Source organism: Sinorhizobium sp. 8-89 (assembly GCF_030124325.1).
Classification (GTDB): domain Bacteria; phylum Pseudomonadota; class Alphaproteobacteria; order Rhizobiales; family Rhizobiaceae; genus Sinorhizobium.
This window is the reverse complement of sequence record NZ_JASKLR010000004.1, coordinates 170282-194685: the sequence shown is the minus strand read 5'-3', so window position 1 is coordinate 194685 and position 24404 is coordinate 170282. Positions and strand designations below refer to the sequence as shown.

Sequence of the window (24404 nt, the reverse complement as noted above, 5' to 3'; positions counted from 1 at the left end):
GCACTTTGAATTGGTGCATGTTTTATCCTTAACTCGGCTGCGATCTAGTGGTCAGCCGTCATAGGCACCCGTGCGCGAGGGGTGCCGCTGATAGTCATGCAGCATCGGCAAGCCGTTGAGTTCCGCCAGGACGGGGACGAGGCGCCGAGCCCAGGCGGCGACGCCGGTCGCGTCGGCGATCAGGTCCTGGCGGATCTCGATCAGAGCGTGGGCGATGCCCGGCGTCATGCAATGCCGGTACATGGTATCGCCGCGCAATGCCCCATCATAGGGATCATTGTTGCCGACGACGATATCGCCCGTTGCTTCAAGCCGCTCTATCAGCGGAAACACCGCGCGCGGGTCGTTGTCCCAGAGCACCGCGGCATGCCACGGGCGGGCGATACCCTTCCAGGTCGGCGTGAAGGAATGAAGCGAGATCACCAGCGGCGCCCGTCCCCCCGCCGCGGCGGCGCGCGCGATGGTCTGCGACACGGCGCGGTGGTAAGGGCGATGGAAGCGGTTTAGCCTGTTCTCCCATTCCTCGTCGGTGATCGGATGATTGCCGGGGATGATCGCGCCGTCGGAGATCTTCATGATCAGCGTCGGGTCGTCCTCGCCGCGGTTCGGATCGATCAGCAGCCGCGAGAAGCAACCGAGCACGGCCGGCGCATCGAGTGCGGCGGCCAATTCCCTGATAAGCGGGTCGACGCCGATGTCATAGGCGATGTGACGGGCGAAGGCGCTTTCCGGAAGTCCTAGCCTTCCGTATTCCGGTGGAAGGCGATTCATGGCGTGGTCGGCCAGAAGAACGAGACCATTCGCCGGATTGCCTTCAATGATCTCGTAAGGGGAATAGTGCTGCATGCCGCTCCTGCTCGATCTGCCAACGCCGGCTCGTGATCGCATGCGCAACCGCTATTCGCAAGAAAAAGGCGAAACTCTTCCACCTTCTGTCACCAGAATGCCAATTATAATCGATTAGGGTTGCGTTGACTTTCGGGGCTGGTCGTCGCAAGAAAGTGCCACGCAAATCAAAACGGAGTTCCGTTGGAAGCCGTGTCTAGACATCCTTTTTCCGAAGCGAAACCGGCCCTGGGAACGTTCTGGGCCACCTTCCTGTTTTTATTGGCAGTCTCTGGTTCGTTTATCTTCGCCGACGAGGCTCGTGCCGATTTTCGTGTCTGCAACGGCACGCAAACCTTGGTTGGCGTGGCGATCGGTTACCGCGCCAAGGAAGGCTGGGTGACGGAAGGCTGGTGGCAGGTGCCGGCGACGACCTGCGCGACCCTGATCGAGGGTGAGCTGCAATCCAGATACTACTACCTCTACGCGGAAGATGCGGTGCGCGGCGGCCGCTGGACCGGCGACGTCAACATGTGCGTCGCCGAGAACGAGTTCAAGATCACCGGCGTGCAGGACTGCTTCGCACGCGGCTTCCAGCGGATGGGATTCAAGGAATATGACACGGGGCGGCAGGGCAGCTGGATGGTTCAGCTTTCCGATACACCCGGCACGCAGGAAAGCCAGAATTGATGAAGCGGAACAGAAAAGTCAAAATTCTCGCCACACTCGGACCGGCGTCATCCGACGAGCAGATGATCCAGAAGCTGCATGAGGCGGGGGCCGATCTGTTCCGTATCAACATGAGCCATGCGAGCCATGACGTCATGCGCTCGATGATCGAGAAGATCCGCAGCGTCGAAGCCCGTTGCGGCCGGCCGATCGGTATTCTCGCCGATTTGCAGGGGCCGAAGCTGCGCGTCGGCAAATTTGCCGAGGGCAAGGTCGAGCTCAAGATCGGCCAGACGTTCACCCTCGACAACAAGGAGATCCCCGGCGACAACACCCGCGTCTATCTTCCTCATCCGGAAATTCTCGAGGCGGTGAAACCTGGCGACCGCCTGCTGATCGACGACGGCAAGCTGCACCTCAGGGCCGAGAAGACGAACGGCAAGAGCATTGTCACGACCGTTGTTTCCGGGACGAGGATATCGGATCGCAAGGGCGTGAGCCTGCCCGACACGCTGCTCGGCGTCGGCGCGCTGACCGAGAAGGACCGCGTTGATCTCGACGCCGTGCTGGCGACGGGGCAGATCGATTGGGTGGCACTCTCCTTCATCCAGCGGCCCGAGGACCTCGCCGAGGTTCGAAAGATTGCCAGGGGCCGCGTCGGCCTGATGTCGAAGATCGAAAAGCCGCAGGCGATCGAACGTATCGACGAGATCATCGAGCTTTCGGACGCGCTGATGGTGGCGCGCGGCGACCTCGGCGTGGAGATGCCGCTCGAATCCGTTCCCGGCCTGCAGAAGCAGCTGACGCGCGCCTGTCGGCGTGCCGGCAAGCCTGTCGTCGTCGCGACCCAGATGCTGGAGTCGATGATTTCGTCGCCGGTTCCGACCCGCGCTGAAGTGTCCGACGTGGCCACGGCCGTGTTCGAGGGCGCCGATGCGGTCATGCTTTCGGCCGAGTCCGCCTCCGGTGAGTATCCGATCGAGGCGGTTGCGACCATGGCCTCAATCGCGAGCAACGTCGAACGCGATCCGCATTATCCCGGCATCATCTATGCACAGCGCACGCCGCCGGAGGCGACCGGCGCCGACGCCATTTCTCTCGCCGCTCACCAGATCGCGGAGACGCTGAAGCTGGCGGCGATCGTCACCTATACGTCGTCAGGCGCAACGGGCCTGCGCGCAGCACGCGAGCGGCCGCAGGTGCCGGTTATCGCGCTTTCGCCGATCGTCGAGACCGCAAGGCGCCTTTCGGTCGTCTGGGGCCTGCACTGCGTCGTGACCGAAGATGCGACCGATCTCGACGATATGGTCAACCGGGCCTGCCGGATCGTCGCGTCAGAGGGCTTCGGAAGGCCGGGCGACCGTATCATCATCTCCGCCGGCGTGCCGCTCGGAACGCCGGGCGCGACCAACATGCTGCGCATCGCCTATATCGGCTCGGACGGGCTCACCGGCGTATAAGACTTTCCTGCATTGGAGTATTGCTACTGCACGTTTCGTTAAATCGTAACCGATTTAAGGAGAAACATGCAGCAATTCAAAGCGCTACAGCGTTCTTTGCGCGTCTGACAAGACGCGCGGCGCTGTGGCGGCGAGGCGGGCTTCGGCCTGCCGCGCTACCTCCTGCAGGTCGAGCGGCTTGCCCGCCAGCTTCTCGATCGCAGCAACGACGACGTCGGTCACCACGTAGTCTGGCTTGTGCCCGAGATTGCCGATCCACAACAGTTCCGAGCCGGCGATGTCGCGCGCAAGGCCGCGCGCATGGATATCGGCGAGAACGATGGTGTCGCTGTCGCCGGTGATGATGACGGTCGGTGCCGTGATCTCGCCATAGCGCGGAGAGATACGCGTCACGTAGGCGTGCAGGTTGGCAATGTCGATTGCGTTGTGGCGAAAGGTCATCGGCCGGAGCACCAGATGGGGAGCGGTCTTGTTTATGTAATCCACGGGTCGCGTGTTGGGTGAGAAGATCGAGAGCGTGCTGCTGTCGATGAGGCGCAGGCCAAGCGGCGTCGCGACGGTGTGGGCGAAGACCCAGCCAAGGCAAGGAAGCTTCGTCAACGTGACGTACCAGTCGATTCCGCCAGGCCAGGGATGCGTCGCCGGTGCGAGAAGAACGACGCCTGCGGTTCGCTCGGGGTGATGAAGCGCGAAACTTGCGGCAATCGCACCACCGAAGGAATGGCCGACGATGATGGCACGATCGATGCCACGACGCTCCATCAGTTTCGCGATCGCATCCGCCTGACCGTCGGGCCAGCCATTGACGGCTCCGCCCCGCTCTGAATAACCGTGTCCCGGCCGGTCGACGAAAAGCAGCTCCGCCCGCCCTTCCAGCGCCGGCCTGAAGGCATGCATCTGGTCGAGCAGATTGCCGCCGGCACCGTGGATGAAGACGACAGGCGGCAGATCGGCACTGCTCGGCGCGGCCACGTGAACGCAGTTCATGCGGAAGCCGCCGACATCGACGAGTTCGCCTTGGTTCGGAAAGCGTGCGGATAAGCGGCGCGCCTGCCAGATACTATAGCCGACGCTGGCGATTATCGGGATGGCGAGAAGCAGTAGCGCGGCGAGCATGATCGGATCGGTCTTCCCCAAATTGCGCTTGAGAAAGTCCAGTTTCTACCGCATGTGCCTTCGGAAGCAATCCCGGGACGACCGTTTGCGCGCCGCCGCCGCGACGCGGGGCCGTGCTGCACGCAGCTTGCGTAGCGAAGCGATGACACAATAAAATCCGTTCCAGCTCAGGTCCGGCTGCCCGCGAGCTTCTCCGCCAATTCGCCAAGCTGTTCCTGCGCCTTTCGATCCGAAGGGTAGATGTCGAGGAACTGTTGCCAGGCCCGCATCGCCAACTCGTCCTTGCCGGCGGCAGCGAGCATGGTGGCCATGCCCGCAAGAGCGCCGAAATGCCGCGGCTCGATCGCGAGCACGCGATTTATGTCGGACATCGACTTGCGGTAGTTGCCCATTTGATAGTGCAAGGTGGCGCGGCGGTTCCAGCCTTCAACGTAATTCGGGGCAAGAACGATCACTTGGTCGAGGATGTCGAGCGCGACGGGCTGCTTGTCGTCGGTGATCGCCTTGTCAGCCCATTGCATCAGGAGGTTCACCGTGGCGCTACCGGATTCCTGCCATTCGAGACGGATGCGTTCGGCCACCTGCCGCGCCCTGGCTTCGTCGCGTTCCTTCTTCAGGTCGGCGAACAGAGAATCAAGACGTTGTTTCGGTGTGGTGAGGTTTGCCGTTTCCGCTTGCGGCGAGGGTTCCGCCGCCCGGAGTGAATTGTCGGCTCCTGGGGAGACGGTGAGCGTGGCAAGACATGCCAGAATCGTGGTCACAAAAATACGCATGGCGGACATCGTAGCCCGCCATGGAACAAGATCAAATCAAATATGGGGGATCACCAAAGGCGAACCGCCAATCAGGCAGGGCAATTCGGCCGCTGCCCAGGAGCCTCAGCCCTGACGAGCCTTGAAGCGAGGGTTCGACTTGTTGATGATGTAGACGCGGCCCTTGCGACGAACCAGACGGTTTTCGCGGTGACGGGTCTTCAGCGACTTGAGCGAATTCTTGATCTTCATTTTCCTGATCCGCAGGTTTCGGGGAACGAAAATTCGCCCGGTAATCTCTAACAATCAAAAGCGCGCCATTCAGCGCGCTCTAAGTAGGCAGCCAAATACCGTGTCGCCCCTATTGTGTCAACCGCAAGACAGGGGATTTTACCGCCGCGCAGCGCAAATCTGTGGGCTTCGCCTCAGCTCAGCCGGGTGAAGTGGCCCATCTTGCGGCCGGCGCGTGCCTCGGCCTTGCCGTAGAGGTGAACGAGCACGTTGCGTTCGGCGAGCAAGCCCGGGACCTCGGCAATTTCGTCGCCGATGAGATTCTGCATTACGCAGTCCGAATGACGCGAAGGGTCGCCTAGCGGCAGGCCGGCGATCGCGCGGATATGCTGCTCGAACTGCGAGACGACGCAGGCCGCTTCCGTCCAATGGCCGGAATTGTGAACGCGCGGGGCGATCTCGTTGACGACGACGCTGCCATCGGCCAGCACGAAGAACTCGACTCCGATCACGCCGACATAGCCGAGCGCGTCGAGTATGACCGTGGCCGCGGCCCGCGCGGCGTCTGCTGTCGCAGAGCCCACAGACGCCGGCACGGTGGAGGTGTGGAGAATACCGTTCCGATGAACGTTTTCCGCCGGATCGAAACAGACGCTCTTGCCGTCGGGGCCGCGCGCGGCGATGATCGAGATCTCCCGCTCGAACGATACGAAGCTTTCCAGGATGAGGGGGACCTGTCCCAGAGCCATGAAGGCGCCGGCTGGATCGTCCTTAGTCGAGCGGAACACGCGCTGGCCCTTGCCGTCATAGCCGAGCCGACGGGTTTTCAGGACCCCAGCGCCACCGAAATCGGCGAGTGCCATTTCCAGGTCGACTTGACTGTCGACGGAGTGAAAGCGCGCCGTGGCGATGCCGCAGTCATTGATGAAGCGCTTCTCGACGAGCCGGTCCTGCGCCACTTCCAGCGCCTTCGGCGGCGGAAAGACCGGGCGCGAGGCTGCCAACCTGATGGCTGCGGAGACGGGTACGTTTTCGAACTCGTAGGTGATGAGGTCCGAGACCGCGGCGAGCTCGTAGAGTGCGTGCACGTCGTCGTAAGGCGCGACGATCTGCGCGTTCGCGACCTGGGCGGCGGGACAATCCGGCTGCGGCTCGAGGATGACGGTGCGGAAGTTCAGGCGGGCAGCCGCCATCGCCAGCATGCGGCCGAGCTGGCCGCCGCCAATGATGCCGATGGTCTTCATGCCTCGTCCACCGGGTACTCGGCGACCGAGACGGTCTGCTGTTCGCGCCAGTCGTCGAGGCGGTCGGCGAGGTCGTCGTCGCCAAGTGCGAGGACGGCGGCGGCAAGCAGCGCCGCATTGATCGCTCCCGCTCTTCCGATCGCCAGAGTGCCAACGGGAATGCCGGCTGGCATCTGCACGATCGAAAGCAGGCTGTCCTGGCCGGAAAGCGCTTTCGACTGCACCGGAACGCCGAAGACCGGCAGCGGCGTCATCGATGCGCACATGCCCGGCAGGTGCGCCGCGCCGCCGGCGCCGGCGATAATCACCTTGAAGCCTTCGTCGCGTGCGCCCTTGGCGAAACTCACGAGCCGATCCGGCGTGCGGTGTGCAGAAACGATGCGGGCCTCGTAGGCGATGTCGAGCGCCTCGAGCGTATCGGCGGCGTTCTTCATCGTCTCCCAGTCCGACTGGCTTCCCATGATGATGGCGACGGGCGGGGTGGTGGTGTCGGTCACTTCTGTCTGGATCCGTTTCAGGCGATGATGTCTTCAGGCGATGATATCAGGGATGATCTGGTCTTCGATCTTGGTGATCTTGTCCTTGATGGCCAGTTTCTTCTTTTTCATGCGCTGGATGCGCAGTGCATCGCAACCGGTTTGGATCATCGCATTGATGGCCGCATCGTAATCTTCATGTTCCTGCCTCAGGCGCGCAATGGTCAGTCTGAGTTCGGCCTGGTCCTGGTCCGGCATGCAAAATGATCCCCATCAGCCCGGCCGCCGTGATCTGCGATCCGGAATTTTCATGCGCCGCTCTACCACATCTTGGGCGGTAACGGGAAGTTATCCGACGTCATCATTTCGCCTTCGACAAATGAAAAATGGCGTGGCAGAGTAATAAGGTTTCAACCATGAAACATCCGGCATTTACCTGCCGGATGCAAGCAAAAGGAAGGGACTGCCAAATGACCATTGAGGCTCATCTTGCAACGCTTGAGAAAAAACATGGCGCCCTGGAACAGGAGCTCCACGCAGCTCTCAACTCACCGTCCTGCGAGGACGAGTTGATCAGCGACCTCAAGCGGAGGAAGCTGCGCATCAAGGACGAAATCGAAAGACTCCGTTCCTCGACTCACTGATTCTGAACGGTATTTTCGTGAGGCGTTGTCTGCTTTGGTGACGACGCAACAAGGTCAAGAACCAATCCCATCACGGAATGCATGAACAATAGACCGGGCTTGGCGCCCGGTCTATTTCTGCCGGGATCTGTTTGCCGACGGAAAATCGTTACAGTTTTCCCGGAAATCGCTACGACCAGAACTGGTCAAGCCATAGATTGAGCTTGTCGAAGCCCGGCTTGTGGATCGCATAGATCCGCCGCGTTCCGCTGGATGAAACCGACACCAGATTGCAGTCGAGCAGCGCCTTGAGATGCTGCGATACCGCCGGACGGCTGATTGGCAAGCCTTCGGCCAATTCGTTCACCGTCTTCGGCGCGCGCCGCAGTTCCTCCAGCAGGTGGCGCCGGTTCGGATCCGCGATGGCATCGAAGGGGTCCGCGATGGTCATGGCCGAACGTTAAGCGAATTCTACGCAAGCGGCAAGAAAATTGTGCGCTGCGGCATGCGTTTGCTTCGCAGCAATTTCGGGACGCCTCAGCCGCCCGACATGAGGCTTGTAAGACCATCCCACACGAGCCTCGATCCGGCGATAAAGGCCATCGTGTACATGAACGGATAGAAGATCTGCGGCTTCATCCGCCGGACGATCCAGGCGCCGCAGGCGGTCGCCACCATCGCCAGCGGGAAAAGCGTGGCGGATGTCTTCAGGTTGCTGATGTCGAGTTGGCCAAGGGCAAAATAGGGAATGAGTTTCACCGCATTGAGGACGGCGAAGAAGCGCACGATGGTTCCGGTATATTCACGCGGATCGAGCTTCAGCGGCAGTGCATAGATCTGAAAAGGCGGACCGCCGGCATGGGCGACGAAGCTGCCGTACCCGGCAAACGAGCCCCAGAGGGCGGCCGGGCCGGCTCGGTGCTGCTTCGGGGCGATCGCTACGCCGTTGCGTGAACGCCAGACATTGTAGGCGTAGCGCAATACGAACAGCACCGTTATAAGGCCGATGATCAATCTCAGCGCGTCGCGCGACACATAGGCCGATGTTGCCCAGCCGATGGCGATGCCGGTGATCGCGCCGGGGAGCAGCATTGTGAGCGTCTTCCGATCGCCATGTTTGCGCCAGATCCATAAGGAGACGATGTCCATGGCAATGAGAATCGGCAGCAGCAGCGCTGCCGCCTGCACGGGCGACACCGCCATCGACAGAATCGGAACGCCCATCAACGAAAGCGCTTCTCCCATGCCGCCCTTGCTGAGGCCAACGAGCAGGACTGCGGGGACGGCGATGAGATAGAAGTCGAAATCGGGAAGCATGGGTGGCGGTTGATCCTTTTGTCATCTCCGTCTATCGGTTTTCCCGAACGAAATCGAGTGGCGGCTTTCGCTCCTACAGCGCCGCGCGTCCGATCGGACGCGCTAAAGCGCTGTAGCACCTTGAAGTGCCGCATGATTTTGTCCCTCCGATGTAAGGAATCCTGCAGTGAAGCAGGTGTCGCCAGGAACGGATGTCATGAGCAATGTAGAAAACCGCTGCCGCCTTGTGCTGATCGTGCCGGACATGGCGGACGCCGCGCAACGTTCGAAGCAGCTTGCCGATGCGTTGAGGGGAGGCGACGTGGCGTCCGTCATCCTGCCGCAGTACGGCCTCAGCGACGCCGAGTTCCAGAAGCATGCCGAACTGCTGGTGCCGGTGATCCAGCAGGCGGGTGCGGCGGCGCTGATCGAGGGTGACACGCGGGTCGCGGGACGCGCCAAGGCGGATGGTCTGCACATCGCCGGCGGCGCCGATGCGCTCGGCGACGCGATCGAGAAGCACACGCCGAAGCTGATCGTCGGAGGAGGCAACGCCTCTGATCGCCATCACGCGCTCGAAATAGGTGAGCTCAGGCCGGACTATGTCTTCTTCGGCCGTACCGACGGCGACATCAAGCCGGAAGCGCATCCGAAAAACCTCGCACTCGCCGAATGGTGGGCATCGATGATCGAAATTCCCTGTGTCGTCATGGGCGGTACCGATCCGCAATCGGTGCTTGCGGTCGCCGAAACGGGAGCCGAGTTCGTGGCTCTTCGCCTGGCGGTCTTCGGCGAGCCCGAGCAGGCGCCGGCGGTTGTTGCTGCCGTCAACGCATTGCTTGACGAAAAAGCGCCACGGTTTGAAGATTAAGACGATCCGATGTTGAGCCGCTTGTCGTCGAAGTCCAGCCGGGCTGCAGCCCTCCTTATGGCCGTCGCTCTCGTGGCGATGCCGGTTCGCGCCCAGCAACCGGCCAGCGGTGCGCCTGCCGAGGAAGGAAACGCGCCAAAGCGCGGGCGGATTACTCCCTTCAACGGTGCGGCCCCGCCGGAAGGCGCGGCTCCGCAGCAGAAGCCCAGCACCGACGCGGCAAAAAAGGCGAAGGCCGGTGATGGCAGCACGCCGTCGGAAGGCGTCAATGTCATCGATCGCATGGGCGCGCAGTTGCCGGCGCTTCCGGCGGAAAAACCGTTCACCGGAAAAGTGGACGATGCCTATGGCGCCTTCCAGCGCGGATACTATCTGACGGCGATGGACTTGGCGCTGCCGCGGGCGCAGCTCGGCGACCCGGCAGCGCAGACGCTGGTTGCATCGATCTTGGAGCAAGGTCTTGGCGTCGCGCGCAACGCCAAGGAGGCAGCCTTCTGGTACGGCCAGGCTGCCGATAACGGCGATCCGGCGGCCATGTTCAAATACGCCCTGATCCTGATGGAGGGGCGTCACGTCAAGCGCGACAGGAAGAAATCCGAGGAACTGATGAAGAAGGCTGCCGACCTCGGCAATGCCTCGGCCCAGTTCAATTACGGACAAACGCTCGTTGCCGATATGCCGGGCGAGAAGGGCCTGAAGGCGGCGATGCCCTATTACGAGAAATCCGCCGAGCAGGGCATCGCCGACGCACAATATGCTCTCTCGCAGATCTATCTCAACGTCGACGGCATAGACGAGAACAAGCGCGCGCGTGCCCGGGAATGGCTGCAGCGCGCTGCCCGCGCCGGCTACGACACGGCCCAACTCGACATGGCGATCTGGCTCGTGGAAGGCATCGCCGGCGACCGCAACCTCGAAGAAGGCTTCGCCTGGATGAAGCGTGCGGCGGAAAGCGGCAATGTCGTGGCGCAGAACCGGCTGTCGCACCTCTATGTCAACGCGATCGGTACACGTCCCGATCCGGTCGAGGCGGCGAAGTGGTATGTGCTGTCGCGCCGCGCCGGCCTCAAGGACGATGCGCTCGAGGACTTCTATCTGGGCCTCAACGAACGACAGCAGAAATCCGCGCTTGCCGCGGCGAACAAGTTCCGCTCCTCCTGACATAGGCTGCGCGCCAAGTAGTGATCGCTGGTCTGTTTGACGGCGGCAACGCTATTTCGCTTGAACTTCCGCGGCTTTTGTGGTCTTGAGGCCGCGGTTTTTGTCCGCGGCTTCCCCATTCTCGATACTCGCCCTGCGGACGGAGTGAATTCACTCGGTTTTTTGACGACGGACGAGCTTCGGTCGCGCCCTGCGCGCCTTCGGGCAGGATACGTCAGACAGGTTCAATGTCCGGTTCGAGATGGCTCGGCCGGCCTTCGCTATCAAAGGATTCGCCACATGGCTCGTTCTGCCCTTCTCAATGTCATGGTCCAGGCCGCCTTCAAGGCCGGCAAGTCGCTGGCGCGCGATTTTGGCGAAGTGCAGAACCTCCAGGTGTCGCTGAAGGGGCCGAGCGACTATGTTTCCCAGGCCGACCGCAAAGCCGAGCGGATTATCCGCGAAGAACTGCTCAAAGCCCGGCCGACCTATGGCTTCCTCGGCGAAGAGGGCGAGGAGATCAAGGGAACCGATGGAGCGCACCGCTGGATCGTCGACCCGCTCGACGGCACCACCAACTTCCTGCACGGCATCCCGCATTTTGCCGTTTCGATTGCGCTGGAACGTCAAGGCGAAATCGTCGGTGCCGTCGTCTTCAATCCGGCAACGGACGAGCTCTACACCGCCGAGAAGGGCGGTGGTGCTTTCCTCAACGACCGCCGCCTGCGCGTCGGCGCCCGCAAGAACCTGTCGGATGCCGTCATCGCCACTGGCACGCCGCATCTCGGCCGCGGCAATCATGGCAAATATCTGATCGAACTTCGCCATGTCATGGGCGAAGTCGCCGGCATCCGTCGTTTCGGCTCCGCCTCCCTCGACCTCGCCTATGTGGCCGCAGGCCGCTATGACGGTTACTGGGAACGCGATCTCGCTGCATGGGATATTGCGGGCGGCATCCTGCTCATCCGCGAGGCCGGCGGCTGGGTGACCGACGTCGGCGGCGGCAGCAAGCCGCTCGACGACGGTTCGGTCGTTTGCGGCAATGAATACATCGCCAAGGCGTTGCGCGATGTGATCCATCGCCCCGTCCCGGCGAAGTAAACGGCAGCCTTCTTCCTGGACTTCGAAGCCTCCGGTGGCAAGGCGGGCTTCAGTAAGCCAGCGCGCAGCCGTCCTTGCGCGGATCCGAGCCAGCCCGCAGCACGCCGCTGGCAGTGTCGATCATGATTGCCTGGCCGCCGCCATGGGGCATCTCGGCCATCTTGATCTCGTGGCCTAACGCCGCGAGGCCGTTCAGCACATCCTCGCGGATGCCGCGCTCGGCCTCGAAACGGCCCATCTGGTGAAAGCCGCGGGCGCAGTCGATGGCCTCCTGCACGTTCATGCCAAAGTCGAGGATATTCGTCAGCACATGGCTTTGGCCGACCGGTTGGAAGCCGCCGCCCATCACGCCGAAGCAGAGCCAAGGCTTCCCGTTCTTCATGGCCATCGCCGGGATGATGGTGTGCAGCGGGCGCTTCCAAGGCGCCACGCAATTGGGATGCGCAGGATCGACGCGGAAGCCGGTGCCGCGGTTCTGCAGCAGCACGCCGGTCTTCGGACTGGTCAGACCGGTGCCATAGGGCCAGAACAGTGAGTTGATGAAGGAGCAGGCATTGCCCGCTTCGTCAACCACGCTGATATAAACCGTATCGCGATAAGTGGTGCCGCCGGCCGGGCCCAGCGCCGGCATGGCTTTCTTCAGGTCGATGTGGCCGCGCAACTCGTCGGCGAAGCCGGCCGACAGCAGCTTCTCAACAGGCACATCGGCAAAGGCGGGATCGGCGACATACATGTCGCGCGCCTGGAAGGCGAGCCTCGTGACCTCCGCTTCGATATGGAAACGCTCGATACCGACGGGATCGTATTTGCTCAGGTCGAAGCCGCTCAGGATGTTGAGCATCAGCAATGTCGTGATGCCGACGCCGTTCGGCGGGATCTCCATAAGCTCGATGCCGCGATAGGTCGTCGAAATCGGCTCGACCCAGAAGGCCTCTTGCATCGCGAAATCCTCCAGCGCATGCATGCCGCCCAGGCTGCGTAGGTAGGCCGTCATGTCCTCGGCGACCCAGCCGGTATAAAAGCCGTCGCGGCCCTTGACGGCGATCTCGCGCAAGACTTTCGCATGCTCGGGCTGGTGGAAGACCTCACCGGCCTTCGGCGCCCGGCCGTTTGTCAACCACATGCGCGCGGAATTGGCGTCCGCCTTCAGCTTGCCTTCATTGCGGCTCCAATCGGTGGCGACCCGCTCGGTCACCACGAAGCCTTCCTCGGCATGGCGGATAGCGGGCTGCAGCAGCTCGGCCAGCGGCATGGAGCCGAAACGCTGGTTCAGCTTGCTCCAGGAGTCGACCGCACCGGGAATGGTGACGGCATGCACGGAGGTCAGCCCGATCTCTGTCAATCCCTGCTTCAGCAGATGCTCGGCGGTGAGGCCCTTGGGCGCGCGGCCCGAGCCGTTAAGGCCATAGACCTTTCCGTTCTTCCTGTCGGCATCCGCCAGATTGAGACTTGCCGGGGCGAAGAGGACGAAATTGTCGCCGCCGATGCCGGTCGAGCCCGGCTCGACCACGCATTGCACGGCGCAGGCGGCGATAGCGGCGTCGGCGGCGTTGCCGCCGCGGCGCAGGATCTCGATGGCGGCGAGCGTGGAAAGAAAGTGCGAGGTGGCGGCGGCGCCATGCCGGCCCATGACGACGGAACGGCCGGGCAGGTGCAGGTCACGCATGGGGAACTCCGGGAGGCTCGGGAAAACTCAGGACCCGGAGCCTATGCCCATGCCGGTTGAATGGAAAGGCCAGTGTTGCGTGGCAGTTGGGTGTCACGCGGCACCTGAATGTGAGAGTGCGGCTGTCTCGGTCACCCCACCAGTTCACTACGAGAATACCGAGGGCCGAATGCTCAAAGTAACCGCTGCGCCATTAACGCTCTACCCCTTCCGTTTTCCCTTCAATTTGGCGCAAAGTTCCACTAGTCTCCGGGCCGGAGCGGTGCCGTCCCGCCGCCGACTACGCATTTTCTCGAATTGACGTCGATTCGAGAAAATGCCACGGCAATTCAAAGCGTTGCGGCAACCCTTGCGTGTCTGAGGAAGCGCGCGGTGGTGGAGAACCCGGGAGTTTGGCTAACCTATGACGAAACTGAATCTGTCCGGATGGAGCGGTCGGGAGAGCGTGGAGGAGAACTACAATCCGCACAAGCTTTCGAGTCCCATGCCCTATTTCTGGACGATGGTCATCTTCCTGATCATCGTCGGCTTCGTCGCCGCGATCCTCTTTCGGCAGGCTCGTGAAGCCTTTGCCGGCAATCCGGGCCTCAATGGGCTCATCATCGGTGTTCTGCTGATCGGCATTCTCCTCGCGTTCAACCACGTCCTCGGCCTGAGGCCCGAGGTCCGCTGGTTCAACTCGTTTCGTGCCGCGGGAAGTGCGGACAAGGTCGGACGTGATCCGGTCCTGCTCGCACCAATGCGGGCGCTGATCGGCGGCCGCCAGACAACCGGCATTTCAGCGATCGCGTTGCGCTCGATCCTTGATTCCATTGCCACGCGTCTCGATGAGTCGCGCGACATAACCCGCTATATCGCGGGCCTTCTCGTCTTCCTCGGCCTGCTCGGCACCTTTTGGGGTTTGCTCGGCACGATCGGTTCGATCAATACCGTCATCCAGTCCCTGGACGCCGGTAGCGGCACAACGGAAGACTTGCTGGGCACTTTGAAAACCGGCTTGTCCGCGCCACTGACCGGCATGGGAACCGCTTTTTCCGCGTCCCTGTTCGGGCTTTCCGGATCACTGATTGTCGGGTTCCTGGACCTCCAGGCCGGACGCGCACAGAACCGCTTCTATACGGAACTCGAAAACTGGCTTTCGTCGGTAACCGATGTCGGTTCGGGGTTTTCCTCGCCGGTCAGCATTGCCGGAGAGCCGCCCATTGAAGAGCTGCGCCGGCTGACCGATCAGCTCACCCGGCTCAACCAGGAGGGTGGCGCAAATCAGCGCACGACAGCCGCCATGGCGTCGTTGGCGGAGGGCATCCAGGGCCTCGTCAAGAACATGCGCGGCGAGCAACAGATGCTCAGGGACTGGATTGAGGCGCAGCAGGAGGAAGCGAAGTCGATGCGCAAGACCCTCGACAAGCTGACGTCGCGCATCGGCCAGGCCGAGAGGATCTCCGTGCATGGGGAGAAGTCGATGGCCAAGCTCAGCCGCGTAGACGAGAGCGGAGGCGACTGAGTCCATGGCCCTTGCCCGTAAAGGTCGCAGTCACCGAACCATCGACTATTGGCCAGGCTTCGTCGACGCGCTCTCGACGTTGCTGATGTCGATCATGTTTCTGCTGAGCGTCTTCGTGCTGGCGCAGTTCCTGCTTGGACGGGAAATCACCGGCAAGGACGAGGTGCTGAACCGGCTGAACAGCCAGATCAATGAACTGACGCAGCTTCTTGCACTGGAAAAGAGCGGCAAGCAGGATCTTGAGGATTCGCTTGCGAACCTCCAGGCTTCGCTTGCCCAGTCCGAAGGCGAGCGCTCGCGCCTGCAGGCGCTGCTCGATCAGGGCGCCGGCAGCACCGAAGCGGCCAACCAGAAGATCGGCCGGCTGGGATCGGAACTCGAGGCCGAGCAGCAGGTCAGCGCTCGTGCGATGAGCCAGATCGAGCTTCTGAACCAGCAGATTGCCGCATTGCGCAGCCAGATCGCGGCCATCGAGGGCGCCCTTCAGGCGTCGGAGGCGAAGGATCAGGCATCGCAGGCCAAGATCGCCGATCTCGGCCGTCGGCTGAACGTAGCGCTGGCCCAGCGCGTGCAGGAGCTCAATCGCTACCGGTCCGATTTTTTCGGCCGATTGCGGGAAATCCTCTCCGATCGTGAAAACATCCGTATCGTCGGTGACCGCTTCGTCTTCCAGTCGGAAGTGCTCTTCCCATCGGGCAGCAGCGACCTGAACCCCGAAGGCCAGGCCGAAATGGCGAAACTTGCCGCCGCGCTTCTCGATCTCGCTAAGGAAATTCCCGCCGAGATCAACTGGGTCCTGCGCGTCGACGGCCATACCGACAATGTGCAGCTGTCGGGATCCGGCCGTTTTGCCGACAATTGGGAACTGTCGTCCGCCCGCGCGACATCGGTCGTGAAGTTTCTGATGTCCAGGGGTGTGCCAGCGGACCGGCTGGTGGCCGCAGGCTTCGGCGAATTTCAGCCTATCGCCGAGGGTGAGGACCCTGGAGCTCGGGCACAGAACCGGCGCATTGAGCTGAAGCTGACCGAGAAATAACGGCGGCTCCGGGCCGTTGAATTGACCTTGACGTCTGCGTAACAGTTACGTCGCAGCAATTCAAAGTGTTACAGCGTCTTTGTGCGTCTGGAGGGACGCACGGCGCTGTAGGGAGGGCGCCTTGCATGGATTGTGATGTGCTGGTCATCGGCGCGGGTCTCGCCGGGCTCGTGGCGGCGTCCGAGGCTGCGGCCCGTGGCCGCAAGGTGATCGTTCTCGATCAGGAGGGGGAGCAGAATCTCGGCGGTCAGGCCTTCTGGTCGCTTGGAGGCCTGTTCTTCATCGATAGCCCTGAGCAGCGGCGCATGGGAATTCGCGACAGCCGCGATCTCGCGCGCCAGGACTGGCTGGGCTCATCGCAATTCGACCGGCCGGAAGATCACTGGCCGCGGCTCTGGGCCGATGCCTATCTCGACTTCGCCGCCGGCGAGAAGCGCTCCTGGCTCCATTCGCTTGGGCTTCGCTGGTTTCCGGTGGTCGGCTGGGCCGAACGTGGTGGTGGGCTCGCCCACGGTCACGGCAATTCGGTCCCGCGTTTTCACGTGACCTGGGGTACCGGCCCGGCTGTCCTCAGTCCCTTTGTCCGACTGGCGCGGGAAGCGGAAAGCCGCGGCCTCGTGCGATTCCGCTTCCGCCATCGGGTGGATGAACTGGTGACGACCAATGGGGCGGTGACGGGCGCCCGCGGCGCGATCCTCAAGGCGGATCCGGTGGCGCGCGGCCAGCGCAGCTCGCGTGACGTCGTCGGAGACTTCGAAATCTCGGCCGGGGCGGTCATCGTGAGTTCCGGCGGCATCGGCGGCAATCATGAGCTCGTGCGCCGAAACTGGCCGCGCAAGCGGCTCGGGCAACCTCCGGCGACGATGGTCAGCGGCGCGCCGCATCATGTCGACGGCCGCATGCTCGAAATCGCCGGCCAAGCGCGAGGTTCCGTCATCAACGCCGATCGCATGTGGCACTACACCGAGGGCCTCAGGAATTTCAACCCCATCTGGCCGGATCATGGCATTCGTATTTTACCGGGACCGTCCTCGTTCTGGTGCGATGCCGACGGCAATCGGTTCGCGGCGCCTGCGATGCCGGGTTTCGACACGCTCGGCACTTTGGAGGCGATCCGCCGCAGTGGTCACGACTACAGCTGGTTCATTCTGACAAGAGCGATCATCAAGAAGGAATTCGCCCTTTCCGGATCGGAGCAGAATCCCGATCTGACCGGCAAGAACCTGGCGCTTCTCCTGAAGCGGCTCGGCAAAAATCCGCCGGGTCCCGTCCAGGCTTTCATGGACAAAGGCGAGGACTTCATCGTCCGCGACCGGCTCGAGGACCTTGTCGAGGCGATGAACCGGCTTTCCGGCGAGGACCGGCTTTCGGCCTCCCATCTGAGAGCGCAGATCGAAGCGCGTGATCGTGAGATCACCAATCCCTTCTCCAAGGACGCCCAGGTGATTGCGATCCGCGGTGCTCGGACCTACCGCGGCGACCGGCTGCTGCGAACCGCAAAACCGCATCGCCTTCTTGATCCGAAGGCCGGACCGCTGATCGCCGTTCGGCTGCACATCCTGACGCGCAAGACGCTCGGCGGCCTGCAGACCAATCTCGCTGGGCAGGTGCTGGAGATATCCGGCGAACCGGTTCCGGGTCTCTATGCGGCGGGCGAAGTGGCCGGTTTCGGCGGTGGCGGCATGCATGGCTACAACGCGCTCGAGGGAACCTTCCTCGGCGGCTGCATCTTTTCCGGACGCGCGGCGGGGCGCAACGCCCGAGCCGCGACGTAGACGTCGGACTGGCGGGATTGGTTGGTGCAAACGGCGGGAATGCGCCGGGTCCGCCTCAGGCCCGGCGCTTGACCGAAAGCGTCAATCCATCTGGATGTTGGCGTCGCGTACCACCGGCGTCCACTTCGCAAGCTCTGCCTTGACGTGGGCGCCGAGCTCCTCGGGCGTCGAGCCGACGATTTTTGCGCTGAACTCCTCCATGCGCTTCTGGACCGCCGGGTCGGCAAGCGCCTTCTTTGCCGACTCGTTCAAGCGGGCGATCACCGGCTGGGGCGTGTTGGCGGGTGCGAAGAGCGCGTTCCAGGTATAGGTCTCATAGCCGGGAATGCCGGATTCGGCGATTGTCGGAATATCGGGGAACGACGGTGCGCGTTCGGCGGTCGTGACAGCAAGCGCCCGCAGCGTGCCGGCCTTGATGTGCCCTGACGACGAGGGGAGATTATCGAACATGATCGGGACCTGGTTGCCGATAACGTCGTTCAGCGCCGGCCCGGAGCCCTTGTAAGGGATATGCTGCATGCTGACGCCGGCCATCTTCTTGAAGAGCTCACCCGAGAGATGAAGCGGTGTCCCGTTGCCGGACGAGGCGTAGCTGTACTGGTCCGGCGCTGCCTTGAGCAATGCGAGCAATTCTTCGACGCTCTTGGCCGGCAGTTCCGGGTTGACGACCAGCACGTTGGGCACGATGACCAGTAGCGAGATCGGCGCGAAATCCTTTTCCGGGTCATAGGGCTTGGTCTTCAGGATCAACGGATTGAGCGCGTGCGTCGCCACCGTGGCCATCAGGATCGTATAGCCGTCGGGATCGGCACGCGCGACATTGGCCGCCCCGAGATTGCCGCCGGCACCCGCGACGTTCTGCACGACCACCTGTTGGCCGAGATCCTCCGACATCTTCTGGGCAATGATTCTCGCGACCACGTCGGTGGAGCCGCCGGCAGCAAAGGGGACAACCAGGGTTACTGGCCGATCCGGAAAATCTTGCGCTTGCACCGTTGGCCCGATGGCCAGCGCGGAAAGCGCGGTCAGCCCGAAGGCCATAGCGGCGCGGCGGGTCAGTCTCGTGAATGCCATGCGGAAATCCTCCCAATGTCGTCGATGACGATGCCGGTTGCGAAAGGCCGGGTCCTTAAAGAATAGGGCCCGGCTCCGGCGGTGCAATGGTGGAAGGTGTATCAGCGGCGGTCGGACGACGAAAGTCTAAGTTCGAGCCGCGACGAAGAGCGCTTCCGCGCCGTGGTCGAACTGCAGCCGGGCGAGCTTTGCGTAAAGGCCGCCTTGGCGGATCAGCGACGTATGTGTGCCTTCCTCAACGACGCGGCCGTGGTCCATGACCAGGATACGGTCGGCCTTGAGCACGGTCGCCAATCGATGTGCGATGACAACGGTAGTGCGCTGCCGCATCAGGCCGTCGAGCGCCGTCTGCACCAATGTCTCGCTCTCGGCGTCGAGCGCCGAGGTCGCCTCGTCCAGGAGAAGAATCGGCGCGTTCCTGAGGATCGCCCTTGCGATGGCGATGCGCTGTCGCTGGCCCCCGGAAAGCGTGATCCCGCGCTCGCCGACTTCGGTGTCGTAGCCCCGATCAAGCTTTGCGATGAATTCGTCCGCCTGCGCGGCGACAGCGGCTGCGCGGACGGCTTCCCGGCTCGCATCCGACGCGCCAAACGCAATGTTGTCGTGCACGGAGGCGGCGAAGATCGTCGTGTCCTGCGGCACGATGGCAATGCGGCCGCGCAACTCCTTGGGGTCGACGGTGCGGGCGTCGATGCCGTCGACGGTGACAGTTCCTTTGACCGGATCATAGTAGCGCAGGAGCAGTGAGAAGACGGTGCTCTTGCCCGCGCCGGAGGGGCCGACGATGGCCACGGTTTCGCCCGGCTTGACCGCGAAGCTCAGGCCGTTCAGGCTCTTGTAATCCGGGCGCGCGGGATAGGCGAAGTGGACGTCGGCAAACTCGATCGCCCCCTGTGCCGGCACTGGCATGGCGACGGGATGCTCGGGCGCCTGGATCTGCGGCACTTCCGTCAGCAGTTCGTTCAGGCGCTCGGCGGCACCCGCCGCTTGCGAGAGTTCACCCCAAACCTCCGAGAGCGCGCCGAGGCTGCCGGCCGCGAAAACCGAATAGAGCAGGAACTGGCTGAGCGTGCCTGCCGAGAGCGTGCCCGCGAGCACGTCGCGCGCGCCGAACCAGAGCACGGCGACGACGCTGCCGAAGACCATGGTGATGGCAAATCCGGTGAGGATCGATCGCGCCTTGATCGCCGCCCGCGCCGCGCCATAGGCGTCTTCTACCGCGCTGCCGAAATGCCGGTTGGCGCTTTCTTCACCGTTAAAGGCCTGGACCGTGCGGGCTGCCGCGATCGCCTCCCCGGCATAGGCGGAGGCTGTGGCAAGTGTGTCCTGCGCCTCGCGCGAGCGCCGGCGGACAGACCGGCCGAAACCGACGAGAGGAAAGACGATGACCGGGATCGCTGCAAGCACGAGGCTCGAAAGCTTCGGACTGGTATAGATCATCATGCCGATGGCGCCGAGACAGAGGATCAGATTGCGCAGCGCCACCGAGGCCGTGGCGCCGACGGCCGATTTGATCTGCGTCGTGTCGGCGGTCAGGCGGGACACGATTTCCCCTGACTGGTTGACATCGAAGAAGGAGGCGGAAAGCCGGGTGACCTTGGCGAAGACATCGCGGCGGAGATCGGCGACGATGCGCTCGCCGAGCGAAATGACGAAGTAGTAGCGCGCGGCACTGGCAAGGGCGAGGACGATGGCCAACACCATCAGCATCGAGAAATAGGTGTTGATGAAGCCGGAATCGGAATTGGAGAAGCCGTTGTCGATCATCCGGCGGACGGCCAGCGGCAATGTCAGCGTGGTGACCGCCGCGAGCGTCAGCGAGATTGCGGCTCCAACCACAAGCGGGCGGTATCGCGCCAGGTAGGGCAGCACGGCGGCAAGCGGGCGAATGGACCTGCGTGCTGGCGGTTGGTTCTCTCGTGTGGACACATGACCCCCGATCGCCTACAGCGCCGCGCGTCCGATCGGACGCGCTAAGGTCGCTGTAGCACTTTGAAATGCTGCATGATTCCTCAAATCGATTCCGATTTAAGGAATCATGCAGTAGCGCGGAAGGGCTTTCCTGATAAGTCTTCCGCGCGGCACTTGTTATCCCGCAGACCTTCATGTATAGGCACGGCATCGAATTGGGGAGCCGTAGCCCAGTGGCGGTCTGCGGCTTCATTTACGTGTTCGGTCCCAAAGTCGCAATGCCTTGCGACAATTGGACCCTGGAACTCTAGGAAGATTGTTATGAAGGCAGACATCCATCCCGACTACCACACGATCAAGGTGGTCATGACCGACGGCACCGAATACGAAACCCGCTCGACCTGGGGTTCGGAAGGCGCCACCATGAACCTGGAAATCGATCCGAAGTCGCATCCGGCCTGGACCGGCGGCAACCAGCAGCTCGTCGACCGCGGCGGCCGCGTCTCCAAGTTCAAGAAGCGCTTCGAAGGCCTCGGCCTCTGATCGCTGGCTGTTTTCGGCGTGTTCGAAGCCCGGCTCTGCCGGGCTTTTTTGTTGCCTCGCACCTGTAAACTTTTGAATTGCTGCAGGTTAGCGGAGCCATGCTCCGGCACGAAAAACCCGGCGCGCGGCCGGGTTCTGGATTGTCAGGGAAGGTGAGCCGTTCGGGCGTCAGTTGGTGCCGAAGGCGGTCTGCAGCAGCTTGATCTGCGCCTTGACGCCGTTCTGGTTGTCCGGAACGAAGCTCGTCGCCTCGTGCGGCCGGTAAATCTCTCGATCGAGCATGGCGACGCGGTTCTGCAGGCGGAGCGACCGTTCGATCAGATCGCGGAAGGTCTCCGGAAGGTCGTTCCAGCCGGGCGCGCTGCGATCGACATTGAAGCTGTCGAGGCGAACCTTGCTTTTTTCTGACAGAACCTGATCACGGCTCATCTCGCCGTTGTTGACGGCGCGCTGGAGGAGAAGCCAAGAGGCCATCTGCATCAGCCGCGTGGTGAGCCGCATCGACTCGGCCGCATAGAGCACCGACGCCATCCGCGGCAGCGCCTTGGAGGCCAGGCGGCCCGGCCCATCGAGATAGCTCGCCGTTTCTTCGACCAGGCCCATGCCTTCCGCATAGAGCGATTTGAACTGCGCCGAGGACGCAGCGTGTCCCGCGAAGCTGACGGTATTCAATCCTCTCTCGGACATGGCCTGTTTTTTCCCTGGTTCAAACGCATAACGGTCAGGTGACGGGCGGCTCCGGGAAAAACGTCCCTGGCCCCCTCTATGGTTGAAGAATGACCCCATACCGCATTCCGCGCAAGGGTATTCTTAAGAAAGGGTTAATCTCCACAATTCTTTGAAATACACCAATCGCAAGACAAAAAAAGAGCCGCGGAAAGCGGCTCTCAAGGTAAAACAGGGAGAAAAATCAGACCCATTCGCCAGTCGGAGAAAATGTCTGAGTCCGGGAGAAACCGGATGACTCGACAATCGCCGAAAATGCTTAATTTGCCGTTAAGCAGCGTTCGTTTCGGGTCGCGAAGAAGGAGGCGCGGGCGCAAGAAAACTTTCCGCGTCGTCACCTACCGAAAGAGCTTCTCCGCTGCGGACCGGCTCGCCGACTTACGCGCCCGTTCGGCCTCCAATCTTGCAATCTCCTCCGTCAAAAGCGCGATGCGTGCTGAAAGTTCATCGACCGAAAGCAGCGACAGGTCGCTGCCGATCTCGTGGACCGTCTTCTTCTTGGGAAGGTCGTCGTCAAACAGGCTCATTCGATCTCTCCTCTTCCTCGGGGTTGTCGCTGATATCGTCTCGCGGTTCATCGAGCGGTGCGGCGCGCGGGGAAAGCTGCAGGCTTTCCGGCGTCGTCGGCGTACCGGCGTTGACCGGCGAGAAGGCGTCGCGCTCGGCGACCGGAACTGGTGCGCGGCGGCGGCTGCGGACGATTGCGTAGGCCGTGATCAACATATGCGCGCAGGCAGTGATCATGAACAGGCCGTAAGGCCCCGTCGCGGTCATCACCGGTCCGCCGATCGTCGGGCCGATGATCGTGCCAATGCCGTAGAGCAGCAAGAGGCCGCCCGAAACCTTGACGAATTCTTCGGGCGTCGCGAAGTCGTTGGCGTGGGAAACGGCGATCGGATAGAGCGCATTGGCGGCCGCACCGTAGATGGCGATGAGCGTCAACACGATCCAGACCTGGCCTGGTTCGACGAGGAAGAGCAGGAGACCCGCAAGCGCGCCGACGCCTGCCAGCACCGCCAGCACGTAGCGCCGGTCGATGCTGTCGGAAATACGGCCCGCAGGCAACTGCATGACGGCTCCCGAAAAGATTGCCACGCTCATCATCGTTGCGACGGTGCTGTCGGAAAGACCGGCCTGGCGGCCGAAGACCGCGCCCAGCGTTCCGAAGGCTCCGTTTGCGATACCGACCAGCAGAATCCCCAAGAACGAGACCGGCGAATTGCGGTAGAGGCCGCGCAAATCGAGCCGGACCTGTTTCAGCGGCTGCGGCGAGGCGGCCTTGGAGAGCAGCGTCGGCAGCATCGCGACGCAATAGAGAATGCCGCAGATCATGAAGAAGAAGGTCGTGGACGTCTCGCCGAAAGGGATCATCATCTGGCCACCGACGACGCCGAACAGGGTGATCGCGATATAGAGCGAGAAGATTACGCCGCGGCTTTCATTGGTGGCGCGCTCGTTCAACCAGCTTTCTATGATCATCGATGTGCCGGCGGTCGAGAAGCCCGTGACAGCGCGCAACGCAACCCACCAGATCGGATCGACCAGGATGCCGGTTAGCAAGGAGATGATGGCGATCAGGGCGGTGAAGACACTGAAGGCGCGCACATGGCCGATGCGCTTGACGACATTCGGCCCCAGGAAGCAGCCGAGAACGAAGCCGGAGGCCCAGGAGGTGCCAAGGAGGCCGAGAATGGTCGTCGGATACCCTTCCGCCGTGCCGCGGACCGGCAGCAGCAGACTCTGCAGACCGTTTCCAAGGAAGAGAAACAGCGTACCAAGCAGGAGCGCGGTGACGGGAAGCAGGTTCTTTCTCATCATCAATCCGAAAATCGTTCTGCCGTCAGCAAGCTAGGGCCGAGCTCCCGCAATTGCCAGCCGGATTTTGTGCCACCTGTCATTGCAAATCGGCGGCGGAAACAATAGCCCTCTATGCGACGAAAAGTGACGACGATATGACGCCGAGGAAAGAGACAGGAAAAGTGCACAAAGGTTTTCCGGCCCATCCCGCTTCGGCATCTCGGTCCGTCGCGGCGAACAGAGCTTTCGGGGATTGAACGAATGTCGAAGATCCTGGCGGCTCTCCTACTACTGGCAATGTGTGTTCAACTCATCAAGCCACTCGGCTTGCCGGGGCTGCGCCAACGTCGTGACTTCTGGAAGATCGCGGTCTTCGCGATAGCGGTGATGATGGTCACCGTGCTTGTGCGGCCGTAGATCATTTCATCGTTTCATTGAAAAAGTAAACTGATCGAACTCTTTGAAACCGCGCAATTCCGGACGGAAAACCGTTACACACTTTGCTGGAAATCAATTCACGGCCCCCGACGTGCTTTCAGGCGGCACGACCCGGAATAGTTGGGGTCCC

At 62.3% G+C, this 24404-nt stretch carries 26 protein-coding genes; 11 read left to right on the top strand and 15 right to left on the bottom strand.

Features of this window, described 5'->3' with window-relative positions:
• Positions 1-51 precede the first annotated feature (51 nt).
• Entirely contained in the window at positions 52-846 is a 795-nt protein-coding gene (locus QN219_RS11045; protein WP_283999694.1) for an N-formylglutamate amidohydrolase, read from the bottom strand.
• Between the two features lie 252 nt (positions 847-1098).
• Here QN219_RS11045 and QN219_RS11040 point away from each other — a divergent pair, with 252 nt between their 5' ends.
• Both QN219_RS11040 and pyk read left to right on the top strand, forming a co-directional pair.
• Positions 1099-1515 (top strand): DUF1036 domain-containing protein, encoded by a 417-nt coding sequence (locus QN219_RS11040; RefSeq protein ID WP_405052129.1) that lies wholly within the window; start codon positions 1099-1101, stop codon positions 1513-1515.
• The gene (gene pyk / locus QN219_RS11035) at positions 1515-2954 is read left to right on the top strand and encodes a pyruvate kinase (protein WP_283999693.1); all 1440 of its coding nucleotides are present in this window, start codon (positions 1515-1517) and stop codon (positions 2952-2954) included. The genes QN219_RS11040 and pyk overlap by 1 nt, the downstream gene beginning before the upstream one ends.
• Before the next feature lie 84 nt (positions 2955-3038).
• Here the strand turns inward: pyk and QN219_RS11030 are convergent, their stop codons facing one another.
• From QN219_RS11030 to QN219_RS11005, 6 genes are all read right to left on the bottom strand, one after another.
• Positions 3039-4070 (bottom strand): alpha/beta hydrolase, encoded by a 1032-nt coding sequence (locus QN219_RS11030; RefSeq protein ID WP_283999946.1) that lies wholly within the window; start codon positions 4068-4070, stop codon positions 3039-3041.
• A 167-nt stretch (positions 4071-4237) separates the two neighbouring features.
• Positions 4238-4852, bottom strand: coding sequence for a hypothetical protein (locus tag QN219_RS11025; RefSeq protein WP_283999692.1), 615 nt, complete (start codon positions 4850-4852; stop codon positions 4238-4240).
• A 96-nt stretch (positions 4853-4948) separates the two neighbouring features.
• Positions 4949-5074: a type B 50S ribosomal protein L36 gene (gene ykgO / locus QN219_RS11020; protein ID WP_012709334.1), complete on the bottom strand. Its 126-nt coding sequence runs from the start codon at positions 5072-5074 to the stop codon at positions 4949-4951.
• A gap of 173 nt (positions 5075-5247) precedes the next feature.
• Positions 5248-6297 (bottom strand): 5-(carboxyamino)imidazole ribonucleotide synthase, encoded by a 1050-nt coding sequence (locus QN219_RS11015; RefSeq protein ID WP_283999691.1) that lies wholly within the window; start codon positions 6295-6297, stop codon positions 5248-5250.
• Positions 6294-6758 carry a 5-(carboxyamino)imidazole ribonucleotide mutase gene (gene purE / locus QN219_RS11010; protein ID WP_283999944.1) on the bottom strand — a complete coding sequence of 155 codons (465 nt, stop codon included), beginning with the start codon at positions 6756-6758 and terminating at the stop codon, positions 6294-6296. Before purE ends, QN219_RS11015 begins: the two co-directional genes overlap by 4 nt.
• 69 nt (positions 6759-6827) lie before the next feature.
• Positions 6828-7031, bottom strand: coding sequence for a YdcH family protein (locus tag QN219_RS11005; protein ID WP_012066888.1), 204 nt, complete (start codon positions 7029-7031; stop codon positions 6828-6830).
• A gap of 212 nt (positions 7032-7243) precedes the next feature.
• Between QN219_RS11005 and QN219_RS11000 the strand changes: the two genes are divergently transcribed.
• Positions 7244-7417, top strand: coding sequence for a YdcH family protein (locus QN219_RS11000; protein ID WP_173510145.1), 174 nt, complete (start codon positions 7244-7246; stop codon positions 7415-7417).
• A gap of 169 nt (positions 7418-7586) precedes the next feature.
• On the opposite strand, the gene QN219_RS10995 is transcribed toward QN219_RS11000, so the two are convergent.
• Positions 7587-7847, bottom strand: coding sequence for a metalloregulator ArsR/SmtB family transcription factor (locus QN219_RS10995; RefSeq protein WP_283999690.1), 261 nt, complete (start codon positions 7845-7847; stop codon positions 7587-7589).
• An 86-nt stretch (positions 7848-7933) separates the two neighbouring features.
• Positions 7934-8713 (bottom strand): sulfite exporter TauE/SafE family protein, encoded by a 780-nt coding sequence (locus QN219_RS10990; protein ID WP_283999689.1) that lies wholly within the window; start codon positions 8711-8713, stop codon positions 7934-7936.
• Positions 8714-8909: 196 nt separating this feature from the next.
• Between QN219_RS10990 and QN219_RS10985 the strand changes: the two genes are divergently transcribed.
• The 3 genes from QN219_RS10985 to QN219_RS10975 all read left to right on the top strand — a co-directional run bounded on the left by QN219_RS10985 (position 8910) and on the right by QN219_RS10975 (position 11804).
• The gene (locus QN219_RS10985; RefSeq protein ID WP_283999688.1) at positions 8910-9563 is read left to right on the top strand and encodes a thiamine phosphate synthase; all 654 of its coding nucleotides are present in this window, start codon (positions 8910-8912) and stop codon (positions 9561-9563) included.
• 9 nt (positions 9564-9572) lie between these two features.
• Entirely contained in the window at positions 9573-10724 is a 1152-nt protein-coding gene (locus QN219_RS10980; protein WP_283999687.1) for a tetratricopeptide repeat protein, read from the top strand.
• 279 nt (positions 10725-11003) lie between these two features.
• The gene (locus QN219_RS10975) at positions 11004-11804 is read left to right on the top strand and encodes an inositol monophosphatase family protein (RefSeq protein ID WP_283999686.1); all 801 of its coding nucleotides are present in this window, start codon (positions 11004-11006) and stop codon (positions 11802-11804) included.
• A 49-nt stretch (positions 11805-11853) separates the two neighbouring features.
• Here QN219_RS10975 and ggt read toward each other — a convergent pair whose 3' ends face one another.
• Complete coding sequence (gene ggt, locus QN219_RS10970; protein ID WP_283999685.1) at positions 11854-13470, bottom strand: gamma-glutamyltransferase; 1617 nt, start codon at positions 13468-13470, stop codon at positions 11854-11856.
• Positions 13471-13873: 403 nt separating this feature from the next.
• On the opposite strand from ggt, the gene QN219_RS10965 reads away from it, so the two are divergent.
• The 3 genes from QN219_RS10965 to QN219_RS10955 all read left to right on the top strand — a co-directional run bounded on the left by QN219_RS10965 (position 13874) and on the right by QN219_RS10955 (position 17785).
• Positions 13874-14974 (top strand): MotA/TolQ/ExbB proton channel family protein, encoded by a 1101-nt coding sequence (locus QN219_RS10965; protein ID WP_283999684.1) that lies wholly within the window; start codon positions 13874-13876, stop codon positions 14972-14974.
• A gap of 4 nt (positions 14975-14978) precedes the next feature.
• Positions 14979-16010, top strand: a complete 1032-nt coding sequence (locus QN219_RS10960; protein ID WP_283999683.1) for a peptidoglycan -binding protein — start codon at positions 14979-14981, stop codon at positions 16008-16010.
• Positions 16011-16135: 125 nt separating this feature from the next.
• On the top strand, positions 16136-17785 hold the full coding sequence (locus QN219_RS10955) for an FAD-binding dehydrogenase (protein WP_283999682.1): 1650 nt from the start codon (positions 16136-16138) through the stop codon (positions 17783-17785).
• Between the two features lie 81 nt (positions 17786-17866).
• On the opposite strand, the gene QN219_RS10950 is transcribed toward QN219_RS10955, so the two are convergent.
• Positions 17867-18859, bottom strand: coding sequence for a tripartite tricarboxylate transporter substrate binding protein (locus QN219_RS10950; RefSeq protein ID WP_283999680.1), 993 nt, complete (start codon positions 18857-18859; stop codon positions 17867-17869).
• A gap of 126 nt (positions 18860-18985) precedes the next feature.
• Complete coding sequence (locus QN219_RS10945; protein WP_283999679.1) at positions 18986-20788, bottom strand: ABC transporter transmembrane domain-containing protein; 1803 nt, start codon at positions 20786-20788, stop codon at positions 18986-18988.
• A gap of 303 nt (positions 20789-21091) precedes the next feature.
• Here QN219_RS10945 and rpmE point away from each other — a divergent pair, with 303 nt between their 5' ends.
• Positions 21092-21313, top strand: coding sequence for a 50S ribosomal protein L31 (gene rpmE / locus QN219_RS10940; protein ID WP_173509163.1), 222 nt, complete (start codon positions 21092-21094; stop codon positions 21311-21313).
• A 168-nt stretch (positions 21314-21481) separates the two neighbouring features.
• Here rpmE and QN219_RS10935 read toward each other — a convergent pair whose 3' ends face one another.
• The 3 genes from QN219_RS10935 to QN219_RS10925 all read right to left on the bottom strand — a co-directional run bounded on the left by QN219_RS10935 (position 21482) and on the right by QN219_RS10925 (position 23854).
• Complete coding sequence (locus QN219_RS10935) at positions 21482-22000, bottom strand: DUF1465 family protein (RefSeq protein ID WP_283999678.1); 519 nt, start codon at positions 21998-22000, stop codon at positions 21482-21484.
• A 377-nt stretch (positions 22001-22377) separates the two neighbouring features.
• Entirely contained in the window at positions 22378-22566 is a 189-nt protein-coding gene (locus QN219_RS10930) for a DUF1192 domain-containing protein (protein ID WP_173509165.1), read from the bottom strand.
• Positions 22553-23854, bottom strand: a complete 1302-nt coding sequence (locus QN219_RS10925) for an MFS transporter (protein ID WP_283999677.1) — start codon at positions 23852-23854, stop codon at positions 22553-22555. The genes QN219_RS10930 and QN219_RS10925 overlap by 14 nt, the downstream gene beginning before the upstream one ends.
• Positions 23855-24097: 243 nt before the next feature.
• On the opposite strand from QN219_RS10925, the gene QN219_RS10920 reads away from it, so the two are divergent.
• Positions 24098-24253 carry a hypothetical protein gene (locus QN219_RS10920; protein ID WP_173509167.1) on the top strand — a complete coding sequence of 52 codons (156 nt, stop codon included), beginning with the start codon at positions 24098-24100 and terminating at the stop codon, positions 24251-24253.
• Positions 24254-24404: the final 151 nt, after the last annotated feature.